This is a genomic window from Streptomyces sp. NPDC027962 (genome assembly GCF_055566095.1).
Map to the genome: position 1 here is coordinate 15,634 of NZ_JBVHTA010000038.1, position 13,831 is coordinate 29,464.

Consider the following 13,831-nt stretch of genomic DNA (forward strand, 5'->3'; position numbering starts at 1 on the left):
ACAAAAAAGTGCGCTCCCCCCCCCCAACCCCCCCCCCCCTCCCCCCCCACGGTCTCCCCCCAAGCCCCCCCCCACCCCCCCCCCCCCCCCCCCCCCCCCCTCCCCCAACCCCCACCCCCCCCCCCCCCCCCCCCCCCCCCCCCCCCCCCCGGCGGTACCTCCCACGGCAGCCAGTCCGTAGGGGGCGTTCGAGGCGTGGAGTTCGGGGCGGAGCCCGGCGGAGGGACACGCTCCCGCACCCGCCGCGGGGGCTCCCGCCGAGGGAACCGATCAAGGTCGGGAAGCGTATACATGGTGGGGACGGCAAGATCGGGTCAAATGTGGTGTGAGAAGGTCCCCTGCGGCCATACTGCTGGCCGGGAGTAGTCCCACGACCCGCCGGGGGAGGCGGGCCGACGTCAGCGACCAAGGGGGAGGTCACGTGACACACCCGCCGAACGTGCGCACAGCGCCTCCGTCGGCTCCGCGGCACGCGCCCGCACAGCCGCCGGCCCAGCCGCCCGCGGGTCGCGGCGCCTGGACCGAGGGCCGTCGGCGCCTGCATGTCGCGGCGACGACGGAGCCGGGTCGGCTGCAGATCATCGGCGCCGTCCTGGCCGCGCTGGTGCTGGCGTTCGGCGCGGTGGCGGCATTCGAGGTCTCCGCCCGCGCGAGCGCGGCGGACGATGTGGTGAGCCGCAGTCAGCCGCTCAGCGCCGACGCCGCCTCGATCTACCGTTCGCTCGCGGACGCGAACACGACGGCTTCCAGCGGATTCCTGGCGGGTGCGGAGGAGCCGCGCGAGGTCGCCGAGAGGTACGACAGGGACATCGCGCTCGCGTCCCGTCTGCTCATCAAGGCGGCCACGAACACCGGCAGTTCGAGCGAGTCGGGCCGCCAGATCGCCCGGCTGAACGAGGCCCTGCCGCGCTACACGGGCCTGATAGAGACCGCTCGGGCCAACAACCGGCTCGGCCGGCCGCTGGGCGGCGCGTACCTCCGCTTCGCCAACGAGCAGATGACCAGGGATCTGCTGCCCGCCGCCCAGAAGCTGTACGACGCGGAGACGGCGCGACTCGTCGAGGACGACGAGGACGCACGGTTCTGGCCGGTCCTCTCGCTCGCTGCGGGTGCGGTGACCGTCGGAGCCCTGGTGTGGGCGCAGCGGCGCAACTACCGCCGTACCAACCGCGTGTTCAACCACGGTCTGCTCGCGGCGACGGCGGCGACCACGGTGGTGCTGCTGTGGCTCGCGGTGGGCCACACGGTGGCGCGCGCACAGCTGAACGACGCCGAGGAGCACGGCCAGCAGTCCCTCAAGGTCCTCAACGACGCGCGGATCAACTCCCTGAAGGCTCGCGCCAACGAGAACCTCACGCTCGTGGCACGAGGCGCCGTGCTGACCAACGACGGCAAGAGCGACAAGTACGAGACGGACTACGCGACGGGCATGAAGGAGCTCGCGGAGCAGCTGCACCGGGCGGAGCGGCTGGCCGACGACGACGAGGGCCGCATGCCGGTCGAGGACGCCGTCGAGGGTGTGTCCGAGTGGCAGGATCGCCACAAGGACGTCACCAGGACCGACAGGGCAGGCGACTACGACGGCGCGCTCCGGAAGGTTGTCGGAGCGAAGGGCTCGACGGGCGAGTCGTTCGACAGGGTGGACGCGGCTCTGGAGAAGGCGCTGGCGCACGAGCAGCGCGAGTTCACCCAGGCCGCGAAGGACGGGCGCGGGGCGCTGTCCGGGTTGCCGATCGGGGCGGCCGCCCTGGGAGTGCTGGGTGCCGTGGGCGCGATCGTCGGGATCAACCGCAGGCTTTCGGAGTACCGGTGAGAGGGGGAGCGATGACGGACACCAGGACGCGTCCGGGTGGCCGACGCACTCCGCGCAGGCCGCGCGGCTGGGGCGGCGTCGCGGGGATGGCCGCCGCCTGCGCGCTGACCGCCGCCCTCACCCTGCTGCCGCTGTCCCACGGCGGTGCCGACGCCATGACGGAGCACCACGGCCAGGGCGTGGCCTCGGCTGTGCCGGTCAAGGCGGACACCTGCGAGGACCCCGAGGCCTCCCTCACACCGTCCAGCGCCGACGGGCCGGCCATCGACGCGATCAAGGAGCGGGGCAAGCTGGTCGTCGGCGTCGACCAGAACAGCTACCGCTGGGGCTACCGGAACCCCGCCGACCGCGGCCTCGAAGGCTTCGACATCGACCTCGCCCGCGCCATCGCCGAGGACATCCTCGGCAGCCCGGACGCCGTCATCTTCCGTGCCGTCCCCACCAACCAGCGCATCGCCGCCCTGGAGAACGGCACGGTCGACGTCGTGGTGCGCACGATGACGATCAGCTGCAGCCGTATCGAGCAGGTCGCGTTCTCCACGGCGTACTTCCAGGCGGGCCAGCAGGTGCTCGCGCCGAAGAGCTCCACGATCACCGGGTACGACAAGTCACTCACCGGCAAGCGGATCTGCTCCGCGGAGGGCTCGACCGCCTACGAGGCGCTGGAGAAGAACAGCTTCGGCGCGACCTTCAAGGACAAGCACGACGGGCAGAGCGCGGACGAGGACGTGTACACGGTGCCCAACCAGCTGGACTGCCTGGTCAGGCTCCAGCAGGGCCTGGTCGACGCGATCGTGACGGACAACGCCCTGGCCGCCGGCCAGGCGGCGCAGGACCCGGCGGTCGAACTCAAGGGCGATGCGCCCTTCACCACCGAGTACTACGGCGTGGCCACCAAACTCGGCAACGACGACCTGGTGCGGCGGGTGAACCAGGTCCTGGTCGACTACCGCAAGAGCGCCTGGAAGAAGGCGTACGACAAGTGGCTCGCCGCCGACCTGCCGGGCATAGCCGGCCCGCCGCTGCCCAAGTACCGGGACGGGTAGGCCGAAGGGGCGCACGGGCGAGCGCGGCAAACACAAACCACAGGCGCTACAGGCACCACATGCAGCGAAATGCAGCGAAGCGGAACGGAGAGGTGATCGATGGGCCTCGCGGGACCCTTCCCCGGCTCGGCGGGGAGACCGCACGGACCGGTGATGGACCGGGACGAGGTGGACCGCGCGCTGGCACGGCTCGACGCCGAGCACGAGGCGGTCGAGACCTCGCTGCTGGCACTGCAGGACCACGCGGGCCGCAGACTCCTCGAAGGCGCCGAGCTGACCGGTGTCACAAAGGACCGCTGGGCCACCACCGACCAGCAGATCACCCTGCTGTGGGGCTACTTCGACGCGTACACCGCCGCGCTGACCGACATCCGCGAGCTGCGTGCCCGCCGACGATGGTCCAGCCGTGAGGACCTGGCCGAGCTGACCGAGCGGCTGCGCGGGCGCAGCGTCACCGTGGCGGGCACGGCCGCCCATACCGCGCCGCAGATCACCGGACCCGCGAAGCTGGCGGAGGAGTTCAGCCTCGAGGAGCTTGTCGCCCGGATGAACGAGCTGTACGCGTCCTCCCTGGACGTGGTCGTCGCAGCGGACGTGGTGTGGTCGGCGCTGCCCGCCCGCATCGACCTGCTCGCCGTCGAGCTGCAGCGCACCCGTTCCCTCGCGCACTCCGTCGGTGTCCGGCCGGGTGAGCACCCGTCCGGCGACGAGCTGGAGTCCATCACCGACGAGCTGTCCGCGCTGCGCACCCAGGTGGTGTCGGATCCGCTCGCCTTCTGGCAGCCGGCGGCGGGCAGTTCCGCGCCCGGCGGCGGACGCCCCGACACCGAGCGCTACGACCGGGCGGCGCGCGCCCTGGAGGACGTGCGCCGGGAGATCGAGGCGGTCCTGCAGGTCCGGCAGGACTCGGAGGAGCGGCTGCTGCGGCTGCGTGACGTGCTCTCGCGCGCCGACCGGACTTTGACGGAGGCCCGGGCGGCGCGCGGCGAAGTTCTCGCCAAGATCGCCGCGTCGGAGGTGCCCGCCGTCAGCGGACCGCCGACCGCGCTGCAGGAGCGCCTCGCCACGGCCGCCGAGCACCGCCGTCACGCACGGTGGCACAGGCTGTCGCCGCTGCTCGAGTCGCTGGAGCGGGAGGCCGAGGACGAACTGCTGCGGGCCCGCGAGTCGTTGACGGCCGTCACCGCGCCGCTCGCGGTCCGCGCCGAACTGCGCGGCCGGCTGGACGCGTACAAGGCGAAGGTCGCCCGGCACGGCATGGCGGAGGACCCGCTGCTGATCGAACGGTACGACGCGGCTCGCCGCATGCTGTGGAGCGCGCCGTGCGATCTGCGCGCCGCCGAGCAGGCGGTCCTTCGCTACCAGCACGCCGCGGCGGAGGTCCTGGTGCCCGGAGCGGCCGGACCGGAGTCGGGACCCGCCGACCGCAGGGGGGATTCATGAGCGAGAACAAGAACTGCCAGCGCCCCGGTTGCGAGGGCTCGTACGAGGACATGGGCAGCGGCGAGCTCTACTGCGACACCTGCGGTCTGGCGCCGGTGGTGTCGCCCACCGGCATGGTCTCCTCGCCGCCCACCGGCATCGCGGGCGGCGGCCGGGGCTCCTCGTCGGCGCGCAGCAGTTCCCGCTCCTCGCGGGCCTCGTCGCGTTCGGCGTCCTCGCGCCGCTCGGTGTCGGGACGGCTGTCGCGCACGCTGTCCGGCAGCAGCACCTCCGCGCGGTCGGTCTCGGTCCGCAGCTCGGGCTCCTCGACGTCCTCGTCGGCCCGCAACCGGCTCGGTGCGGGGCTGGTGTCCGTGCCGGACGTGCCGCGCCCCGACCCGCGCTCCGCGGTCATGGCGAACCCCCAGGTGCCGGAGCGCAAGCGGTTCTGCTCGCGCTCCGACTGCGGCGCGCCCGTCGGGCGGGCGCGCGGCGGCCGGCCGGGCCGCACGGAGGGCTTCTGCACCAAGTGCGGCCATCCGTACTCGTTCGTGCCGAAGCTGAACGGCGGCGACATCGTGCACGGCCAGTACGAGGTCGTGGGCTGTCTCGCACACGGCGGCCTGGGCTGGGTCTACCTCGCCGTGGACCGGGCGGTCTCCGACCGGTGGGTGGTGCTCAAGGGTCTGCTGGACACCGGTGACCAGGACGCGATGGCCGCCGCGATCTCCGAGCGTCGCTTCCTCGCCGAGATCGAGCACTCCAACATCGTCCGGATCTACAACTTCGTCGAGCACCTCGACCAGCGCACCGGCTCGCTCGACGGCTACATCGTCATGGAGTACGTGGGCGGCAAGGCGCTCAAGGAGATCGCCAACGAGCGGCGCGGGCCGGACGGACGGCGCGACCCGCTGCCGGTCGACCAGGCCTGCGCGTACGGCATCGAAGCGCTGGAAGCACTCGGCCATCTGCACAGCAGAAACCTTCTGTACTGCGACTTCAAGGTCGACAACGCCATCCAGCAGCAGGACCAGCTCAAGCTGATCGACATGGGCGCGGTCCGCAGGATGGACGACGACGAGTCAGCGATCTACGGCACGGTCGGCTACCAGGCCCCGGAGGTCGCGGAGGTCGGCCCGTCCGTCGCCTCCGACCTCTACACGGTGGCGCGGACGCTGGCCGTGCTGACCTTCGACTTCCAGGGGTATACGAACGTCTTCGTGGACAGTCTTCCGGACCCGGAGAACATCGAGGTCTTCGCGACCTACGAGTCGTTCTACCGGCTGCTGGTGCGGGCCACGGACCCGGACCCGGCCCGGCGGTTCGCCTCCGCCCAGGAGATGGCCGAGCAGCTGACGGGCGTGCTCAGGGAGGTCGTCGCCATGCAGACGGGCCGCCCGCGTCCCGCGATGTCGACGCTGTTCGGCCCGGAACTGCGCGTGACGGACACGCAGTTGTTCGCCGAGCTGTCCGAGGACGTGTCGAGCCTGGGCGTGCGGGCCGCCGCGCGCGGCAAGCGCCGCGCGGTGGGCCACGTCCCCTCGGCAGCCACCGCGCCGCAGCCGGTCGGCGCGCCGCACCAACTGGGACTGCCGGGCCTTTCCGGCACCGCGCCGCACCCCCCGGGACTGCCGGGTCCTCCCGCCGCAGCGCCGCACGCCGCCGTCCCCGCACCCCGTTCGCCTGTCGGCCCCCTGGCCGGCCCGGCACCGACGGCACCGGCGCTCGCCCCGCATCTCGCCGTTCTCGACGTCCGGGCGACCTCGCTCGCCCTGCCGGTGCCGCGCGTCGACCCGACCGACCCGAACGCGGGCTTCCTGGCCGGGCTGATGGCCTCGGCTCCGGCCGAGCTGGTCGCGGCGCTGCACGCGGCGGCCGCGAGCTCGCCGGAGACCCGGCTGCGCGAACTGCGGGCGCGCCTCGAGATGGGCGACCTGACCGCCGCGACGAGAGCGCTCGCCACGATGGAGCAACAGCAGCCGGACGACTGGCGGGTGGTCTGGTACCGCGGCGTCACCTCGCTGGTCACCGGCGACCACGAGGCCGCGGCGCTGTCCTTCGACGCGATCTACGACGCGTTCCCCGGCGAGCCCGCGCCCAAGCTGGCCCTCGGCCTGTGTGCGGAGGTGCTCGGCCAGCTGGACAACGCGGCGGACTACTACCGGCTCGTGTGGACGACCGATCCGAGCCATGTGAGCGCGGCGTTCGGGCTCGCCCGGGTGCAGCTCGCGTCGGGCGACCGGACCGGAGCGGTACGGACCCTCGAGTCGGTGCCCGAGTCGTCGATCCACTACACGGCCGCGCGGGTGGCCGCCGTACGGGCGAGGCTGCGGCGGCGCGCCGCGCACGAGCCGCTGCTGGAGGACCTGTCGGCCGCCGCCGCGCAGGTGGCGGCCCTCGGGGACTTCGGCCTGGACGCGGTGCGGCGCGAGCAGTTGTCCACAGAGGTACTCGGCACCGCACTCGACTGGGTACTCTCCGGGAGTCCCGGAAGCGGGCCGTCCGTTCCGCAGGCACCGAATGCACCGAATGCACCGACCGTGCTTCTCGGCAGCGCGCTGGACGAACGCGGCCTGCGCTTCGGACTGGAACGCTCCTTCCGGGTGCTCGCCCGGCTCGCCCAGCGCGGCGAGGAGCGGATAGAGCTGGTGGAGCGGGCGAACCGCTACCGCCCCCGGACGTGGGTGTGATTGATGGCGCAGAAGCACCAGCCGGCTGCCGGGTCGACCTGCCCGGGCTGCGACGAACCTCTGGAGCCCGCTGACCGGTTCTGCGGGGCGTGCGGGTACGACCTGTCGGCCGTGCCCGCCGCGTCGCCGGACCGCCCCACCGTGGCCATCGGCACGCCTGTGGATTGGCCGGCCGCGACCGGCACCGACACCATGGGCACTCCCACCCCTGTCCAGCGCGCCGCCGATGTGCCCGGCACCGACTCCGACGGCGGCGAGTTGGCGCCGCCGGACCCGGCTTCCGGCGTACCGCCGCAGCCCTCGCATGCCCCGACGGGCGGCGCACCCGCGGGCGGGGCCCACCGGCCCGCGACCGAGCCGGGCGCCGGCTTGGGACAGGCAGGCGCGCAGGCCGGTGCCGCAGGCGCCCCGCCCGCCGGCGGTCCGGCGGGGCACGCCGGCACCGGCCTCGGCCCGTTTTCCGGACCGGGCACCGCGCCCCGCGTCGCCCCCGACCACGGACACGAGCGACCCGCGGCCGAGGGATCTCCGGCACGGGCCGCAGGACCGACCGCGGCGGCGGGCGCGGCACCGGCGGCAGGACCGAGCACGGTCTCGGCCGCCGTACCGGCAGCGCAGCCGCAGGAAGCCGTCGGCCGCGAGGAACACGAGCACGCTCGCGACGGCGTGGGCCCGGCCGCGGCCGCAGGGCCCGACCCCTTCGCGGACGGCCCCGTCCCCGGCGCCGGCCAACCAGCCGCGTCCGGCGTGCGGTTCGACAACCCGTCCTCCGGCGACTTCGAGCTCGCCGCGCCCGTCCCCGGCGCCCCCGACCCGCGCGCGGCAGCCGCGCACCCTGCCACTCCCCCGGCGCCGACCGCGGCCAAAGTCTGTGTGGCCTGCCGCGCCGGCCGGGTGGACGACGACGGCTACTGCGAGAACTGCGGCCACGCCCAGCCCCGCGAGCGCGACCACATGGAGCAGGAGCTCGGCTCGGTCGCCGCGGTCAGCGACCGCGGTCTGCGGCACCACCGCAACGAGGACTCGTTCGCCGTCGCCTCCACCTCCCTGCCGGACGGCTCGCCCGCCGTCGTCGCCGTCGTCTGCGACGGCGTTTCCTCGGCGACCCGCCCCGACGACGCGTCGGCGGCGGCGGCGAGCGCGGCCAACGAGCGGCTGCTGGCGGCGCTGCCCCGCGGCACCCACCCCCAGCAGGCCATGCACGAGGCGATCGTCGCCGCATCGGAGGCGGTCAACTCCCTGGCCGGTCAGCCCGCTTCGAGCCAGGGCGACGATCCGCACCGCCACCAGAACGCGCCGGCGTGCACGATCGTCGGCGCGGTGGCGGCGGGCGGGCTGCTCGTCGTCGGCTGGGTCGGCGACAGCCGCGCCTACTGGGTGCCCGACGACCGTTCCGGTCCGCCGGCGCGGCTGACGGAGGACGACTCCTGGGCCGCACAGATGGTGGCGGCCGGTCTGATGAACGAAGCGGAGGCGTACGCGGACGAGCGCGCCCACGCGATCACCGGCTGGCTCGGCGCGGACGCATACGAACTGGAGCCGCACACTGCGGCGTTCAAGCCGGACCGTTCCGGCGTGGTCGTGGTCTGCACGGACGGGCTGTGGAACTACGCGGAGGGAGCGCAGGACATGGCCCGCGCCATCCCCGCCGACGCCGCGGAACGGCCGCTGCACAGCGCGCAGATACTGGTCGGCCACGCGCTCGACGGCGGGGGCCACGACAACGTAACAGTGGCGGTACTGCCGTTCGCCGTCCCGCCGCAAGGGGCAGGATCGGCCTAGAGATGGCTTGACCCGACCGCTGCTGTCCACCGTTGTCTGCTCTTTTCAGCCCCTGCCCACCCCTGCCCGTGCTGTCACTTCCTTGCCCGTGCTGTCACTTCGCTCTGCCCGTAAGGCCGGGCGGAGTCACAAGGAGCCGATCAGATGGCCGTTTTCTCGAAGTCCCAGGTGCCGCAGTTCTCGGTCGACGTGTACCAGAACGCATACCTCCCGGAGGGCGGCCGTGAGGTGAACGCGATCGTCACGGTCACCTCCACCGGCGGCGGCACCAGCGGCGGGGTGCCCCTGCACGGAGCCACCGCATCGCCCTCCGCCGTGCCGGACCGGCAGTCCGGCGCCGCCGTGGTGCTCATGGTCGACTGCTCCGGTTCGATGGACTACCCGCCGACGAAGCTGCGCAACGCGCGGGAGGCCACAGCCGCCGCGATCGACACCCTGCGCGACGGTGTCGCCTTCGCCGTGGTCGCGGGCACACACAAGGCGCACGAGGTCTATCCGGGCGGCGGGCGGCTCGCCGTCGCGGATCCGGCGACCCGTGCCCAGGCCAAGGACGCGCTGCGGGTGCTCGCAGCCGGCGGCGGCACCGCCATCGGCTCCTGGCTGCGTCTCGCCGACCGGCTGCTCTCCTCCTCCGACGCGGCGATACGGCACGGCATCCTGCTCACCGACGGCCGCAACGAGCACGAGTCGCCACAGGATCTGCGGGCCGCCCTCGACGACTGCGCCGGCCGCTTCACCTGTGACGCCCGCGGGGTCGGCACCGACTGGGAGGTGAAGGAGGTCACCGGCATCGCGTCCGCCTTGCTCGGCACGGCCGACATCGTGGCCGATCCCAGCGGCCTGTCGGCGGACTTCACACGGATGATGGAGAACGCGATGGGCAAGGGGGTCGCGGACGTGGCACTGCGGTTGTGGACCCCGGTCGGTGTGGAGATCAAGTTCGTCAAGCAGGTCGCGCCGACCGTCGACGACCTCAGCGGGCGGCGCACCGGGGCGGGACCGCGGGCCGGTGACTATCCGACCGGCTCCTGGGGTGACGAGTCCCGTGATTACCACATATGTGTGCAGGTGCCGGAGGCCGGAATCGGCCAGGAAATGCTGGCGGCCAGGGCCTCGCTGATCATCCCGGCGGCGGACGGCGGCGCTCCCGAGGTGCTGTCGCAGGGGCTCGTCCGGGCGGTGTGGACGGACGACATGGTCGCCTCGACATCGATCAATCCGCAGGTGGCGCACTACACAGGTCAGGCCGAGCTGGCGCAGGTGATCCAGCAGGGACTCGAGGCCCGCAAGTCGGGCGATTTCGACGGGGCGACGGCGAAACTGGGCCGTGCAGTGCAGCTGGCGGCGCGTTCCGGAAACCAGGACACTGCGAAACTGCTTTCGAAGGTGGTGGACGTCGTCGATGTGGCGACAGGTACTGTGCGACTGAAGGCAAAGGTCTCGGACGCGGACGAGATGACGCTCGAAACGCGCTCCACGAAGACGGTTCGCGTCAAGAAGTAAGCACGCAGGAACACGAAGTGAAACGGCCCTCGGGCCGGATGAAGGAGAGGGGGACGCGCCGACATGCCGACCTGCCCGAACGGACACCAGTCGGGTTCCGACGACTGGTGCGAGGTCTGCGGCCACCGCATGGCTCCTCCCGGCGCTCCCTCGGGTGCCGTACCGCCGCCTCCACCGCCGCCCGGATACGGCTATCCGGGCCCGTCCGACCCGAATGCGACGGCCCAGGCCGAGCTGTGCCCGCAGTGCCGCACCCCGCGCGAGGCCATGGCGCCGTTCTGCGAGGAGTGCCGGTACAACTTCCTCACGCACACGGCGACGTCGTACACGCCGGTGGCGCCGCCGCCCCAGCAGTCGGGCGGGCTGAACCTCCCGCCGGGCTTCCAGTCCCAGCCGGGGCCGCCCGCACCGCCGCCGCACCAAGGGCCCCCGCCGCACCAGGGCCCTCCGCCGCCGCCCCCGCAGCAGCAGCAGCAGCAGCAGCAGCGTGATCCTTTCGAGTACCAGGGCTCGCGTCCCTCCCAGATGAACCGGCCCGCCGAGCCCCTGGGCCAGGACTCGCCCGGTGGACAGCAGCCGGGGCCCTTCCAGCCGCAGGGCGGTCCGCCGCCCCCGCCGTTCCAACAGCAGCCCGGACCACCGGTCTTCCAGCAGCCTGCTCCGCCCGTGCCGCCGCAGCCCCAGCAGACGGGCGGCGACGACTGGATGCTGCCCCCGCCGTCCCGCACCCAGTCGCCCCCGCCCCCGCCCCCGCCGGGGCCGCACGGCCACCAGGGACCCGGACAACAAGGACCGGGCCACCAGGGACCGCCGCCGTTCCAGCAGCAGTCCGTGCCGCCGCAGCACCAGCAGGGCCCCGGCATGCAGGGGTCCGACCCCGGCCGGCCGCAGGCTCCCCAGCACCAGTCGGCTCCGGCGGGCTGGACGGCCGCGGTGGGGCCGGACCGCGAGTACTTCCTGGCGATGATGCAGCGCAGCGGCCCGGAGGCCACCGGTCTCAACCTGCCCGCGTACTCCCCCGAGCAGCACCTGCCGCTCACGGGCGGCCAGATCACCATCGGCCGCCGCCGGCAGTCCACGGGCGAGTCCCCCGACATCGACCTGTCCGTGCCTCCGGAGGACCCGGGCGTCTCCCACCAGCACGCGGTGCTGGTGCAGCAGCCGGACGGCTCGTGGGCGGTCGTCGACCAGAACTCCACCAACGGCACGACGCTCAACGGCGGCGAGGACCCGATCCAGCCGTATGTCCCGATTCCGTTGAACGACGGCGACCGGGTGCATGTCGGCGCCTGGACGACGATCACGGTCCGCCGCGGCTGACGACCGAGTCGGCACCGTCCAGCGTGTCCGGCGGGGAGGGAAGCATCGCGCGAGAGACTTCCGCCGGCCCTGGTGGCTCGAGGGCTGGGAGGGGCAGAGCATCTGGACACCCCGACCTCACCCCCGGCTCTCCGGACGCCCTGCGCCGGCGTATCGACGAGGTCGCCGCAGGCTGAACGCGGCACGGGGCGGCGGCCGGTGGAGCGTGTGAGGGCGCTCCGCCGGCCGCCGCATTCGTGTGTCAGGCCCTGACGGGCTGCTCCGGCAACGCGGCCGCACGCCGCTGTCCCGTGACGCTTCCCAGCCAGCCGAGCAGGAACGCGACGGGCAGCGACACCAGGGCGACCGTCTGCAGCGGGAACCAGGCGATGTCCCACTCGGGGAACAGCGCCGTCGGGCTGCCGGAGAAGACGGGGCTCACGACCTGGAGTCCGATCGCGCAACCGAGACCTCCGTACAGCGTCCACAGCAGCCCCCTGCGCGTGAAGCCGCGCCAGAACAGCGAGTACACCAGCGCCGGGAGCAGGCAGGAGCTCGCCACTGCCAGGGAGATCGTGGACAGGAAGCCCATGTTCCAGCCCTGCACCCACACCGCGAGCCAGATGCTCAGCACCCCGATCAAGGCGGACGCGATACGGGCCGCGGCCACCTCCCGGCCCTCGGTCGTGCGCCCGCGGCGGACGACGTTGGTGACGAGGTCGTGGGCGACCGAGCCTGCGGCCGCCAGCGTCACGCTCGCGACGACTGCCAGCGTGGTGAGGAACACCGCGCAGGAGACCAGCACGACGAGCCATGCCTCGCCCGTCTGCGCCGACGAGCCGCCCGCCAGATCGCCGGTGAGCATCAGCAGGCTGCTGGTGGCTCCGGGGTCGGCGGCGAGGATCTTCGGGGCGCCGATCAGCGCCGCGGCCCCGAATCCCAGCACGGTGGTGAGCAGGCAGATGGCACCGACGATGGTGATGGTGTGGCGGACCGTACGGCGTGCCGCCGCGGCGTCGGGCGCGGTGTTGAGCTGGGTGGCGACATGGGGCATGCATGCGACGCCCAGCACCACGGTGATCATCAGACCGATGAAGTCGAGCGTCCCCTCGACCGGGCTGCTGGCGGCGAACCGCAGGCCCGGACGCATATAGCCCTCGGGACGGCCGCTGCCCCGCCCGGCTGCCTCGATGAGGGAGTCGGGGCTCCAGTGGAAGCGGTGGAGCAGCACCGCCGCCACGGCCACGGCCATGACGAGCAGGATCACCGTCTTGATCACCTGGATCGCGATCATGCCGCGCATCCCGCCGAAGGCCGTGGCGCAGACGACGACGGCGCCGATCATGACGATGGCGGTCTGCTCGGCGCCGGGACCGGACACGCCGAGCAGCATGGCGGTGGTCCTGCCCGCACCGGAGAGCTGGACGATCAGATACGGGACGCACGCGCTCAGCGTGACGAGGGCGACCGCGATCCTGACCGCGGGCCCCGGGGTCCGCAGGGCGAACGTGTCGCCGAGGGTGAAGGTGCCGCGTTCCCGCAGCGGGCCGGACAGCAGGAGCAGGACGCCGAGCGACAGCACGGTGCACAGGGCGATGAACAGGCCGTCGAAGCCGAAGACCGCGACGGCTCCCGTCGTGCCGAGCACGGTCGCGGCGGAGAGGTAGACGCCGGTGAGGACGAGGGCGCCCTGGACGGGCCGCAGCCTGCGGCCCGCCGTGTAGAAGTCGTCGACCCGGTCCCGCTCGGGGCCGTTGAGCACGCAGATGAGCAGGATCGGGACGATGAAGGCGAGGAAGCCGACGAGAACCCAGGAGCGGGTGTCCGTGTCCAGGTCGAGGGTGCCGGGATACCCTGCGGCGAGCAGGACCTGGGAAGGCATCAGTGCTCCTCCTCCGGCTCGTACGCGGCCTCCTCGTGGGCGGCGCGGTCGTAACGCGCCGCCGTCCACAACAGGAGCGAGCCCTGCGCGAGAATGGCGACGACGCCGAGGTTGATCTGTCCGGCGACACGGGTGGCCAGCAGGTCCTCTGCGGCGCAGGCAAGCAGGAGATGGACCGCGAAGGTCAGTCCGTTGACGAGCGCGAAGGATCTGCCCGGCCGGTAGGGCCGGGCTCTTTGATGGAACGGGGGGGTGGGCGGATGGGCGTGCTGATAGGCCATGGAACTCTCCGGGCAGGCAGGGACGCGCGCGCATCGCCTCGCTCGGGCGATGCCTGGCGAGGGCATTGCCCGTGACGGCACTGCCCCCTGATGAGGGCTCACCAGAGCACGTA

Annotated in this window: 9 protein-coding genes; 7 read left to right on the forward strand and 2 right to left on the reverse strand. The window is 73.0% G+C overall.

Annotation, left to right across the window (positions count from 1 at the left end; genetic code table 11):
* Nucleotides 1-421 precede the first annotated feature (421 nt).
* The 7 genes from ACZ4SA_RS28450 to ACZ4SA_RS28480 all read left to right on the forward strand — a co-directional run bounded on the left by ACZ4SA_RS28450 (nt 422) and on the right by ACZ4SA_RS28480 (nt 11,576).
* Nucleotides 422-1,813 carry a hypothetical protein gene (locus tag ACZ4SA_RS28450; protein WP_468280107.1) on the forward strand — a complete coding sequence of 464 codons (1,392 nt, stop codon included), beginning with the start codon at nt 422-424 and terminating at the stop codon, nt 1,811-1,813.
* 11 nt (nt 1,814-1,824) lie between these two features.
* Nucleotides 1,825-2,859: a glutamate ABC transporter substrate-binding protein gene (locus ACZ4SA_RS28455; RefSeq protein ID WP_468280110.1), complete on the forward strand. Its 1,035-nt coding sequence runs from the start codon at nt 1,825-1,827 to the stop codon at nt 2,857-2,859.
* A gap of 99 nt (nt 2,860-2,958) precedes the next feature.
* A complete protein-coding gene (locus ACZ4SA_RS28460) occupies nt 2,959-4,302 on the forward strand; it encodes a coiled-coil domain-containing protein (RefSeq protein WP_468280113.1) in 1,344 nt (447 codons plus the stop codon).
* Nucleotides 4,299-6,971, forward strand: a complete 2,673-nt coding sequence (locus tag ACZ4SA_RS28465) for a serine/threonine-protein kinase (RefSeq protein WP_468280115.1) — start codon at nt 4,299-4,301, stop codon at nt 6,969-6,971. The genes ACZ4SA_RS28460 and ACZ4SA_RS28465 overlap by 4 nt, the downstream gene beginning before the upstream one ends.
* Nucleotides 6,972-6,974: 3 nt before the next feature.
* The gene (locus ACZ4SA_RS28470; protein WP_468280117.1) at nt 6,975-8,753 is read left to right on the forward strand and encodes a PP2C family serine/threonine-protein phosphatase; all 1,779 of its coding nucleotides are present in this window, start codon (nt 6,975-6,977) and stop codon (nt 8,751-8,753) included.
* A gap of 144 nt (nt 8,754-8,897) precedes the next feature.
* Complete coding sequence (locus tag ACZ4SA_RS28475; RefSeq protein WP_468280119.1) at nt 8,898-10,256, forward strand: vWA domain-containing protein; 1,359 nt, start codon at nt 8,898-8,900, stop codon at nt 10,254-10,256.
* A gap of 63 nt (nt 10,257-10,319) precedes the next feature.
* Nucleotides 10,320-11,576, forward strand: a complete 1,257-nt coding sequence (locus tag ACZ4SA_RS28480; protein WP_468280122.1) for an FHA domain-containing protein — start codon at nt 10,320-10,322, stop codon at nt 11,574-11,576.
* Between the two features lie 241 nt (nt 11,577-11,817).
* On the opposite strand, the gene ACZ4SA_RS28485 is transcribed toward ACZ4SA_RS28480, so the two are convergent.
* Nucleotides 11,818-13,437: a sodium/solute symporter gene (locus ACZ4SA_RS28485; RefSeq protein WP_468280125.1), complete on the reverse strand. Its 1,620-nt coding sequence runs from the start codon at nt 13,435-13,437 to the stop codon at nt 11,818-11,820.
* On the reverse strand, nt 13,437-13,718 hold the full coding sequence (locus ACZ4SA_RS28490) for a hypothetical protein (RefSeq protein ID WP_468280127.1): 282 nt from the start codon (nt 13,716-13,718) through the stop codon (nt 13,437-13,439). The genes ACZ4SA_RS28485 and ACZ4SA_RS28490 overlap by 1 nt, the downstream gene beginning before the upstream one ends.
* Nucleotides 13,719-13,831: the final 113 nt, after the last annotated feature.

Bases quoted from the DNA above. Each gene is read 5' to 3' on its own strand.
- ACZ4SA_RS28455 (WP_468280110.1), top strand. From the start codon at position 1,825: ATGACGGACACCAGGACGCGTCCGGGTGGCCGACGCACTCCGCGCAGG.
- ACZ4SA_RS28460 (WP_468280113.1), top strand. From the start codon at position 2,959: ATGGGCCTCGCGGGACCCTTCCCCGGCTCGGCGGGGAGACCGCACGGA.
- ACZ4SA_RS28465 (WP_468280115.1), top strand. From the start codon at position 4,299: ATGAGCGAGAACAAGAACTGCCAGCGCCCCGGTTGCGAGGGCTCGTAC.
- ACZ4SA_RS28470 (WP_468280117.1), top strand. From the start codon at position 6,975: ATGGCGCAGAAGCACCAGCCGGCTGCCGGGTCGACCTGCCCGGGCTGC.
- ACZ4SA_RS28475 (WP_468280119.1), top strand. From the start codon at position 8,898: ATGGCCGTTTTCTCGAAGTCCCAGGTGCCGCAGTTCTCGGTCGACGTG.
- ACZ4SA_RS28480 (WP_468280122.1), top strand. From the start codon at position 10,320: ATGCCGACCTGCCCGAACGGACACCAGTCGGGTTCCGACGACTGGTGC.
- ACZ4SA_RS28485 (WP_468280125.1), bottom strand. From the start codon at position 13,437: ATGCCTTCCCAGGTCCTGCTCGCCGCAGGGTATCCCGGCACCCTCGAC.
- ACZ4SA_RS28490 (WP_468280127.1), bottom strand. From the start codon at position 13,718: ATGGCCTATCAGCACGCCCATCCGCCCACCCCCCCGTTCCATCAAAGA.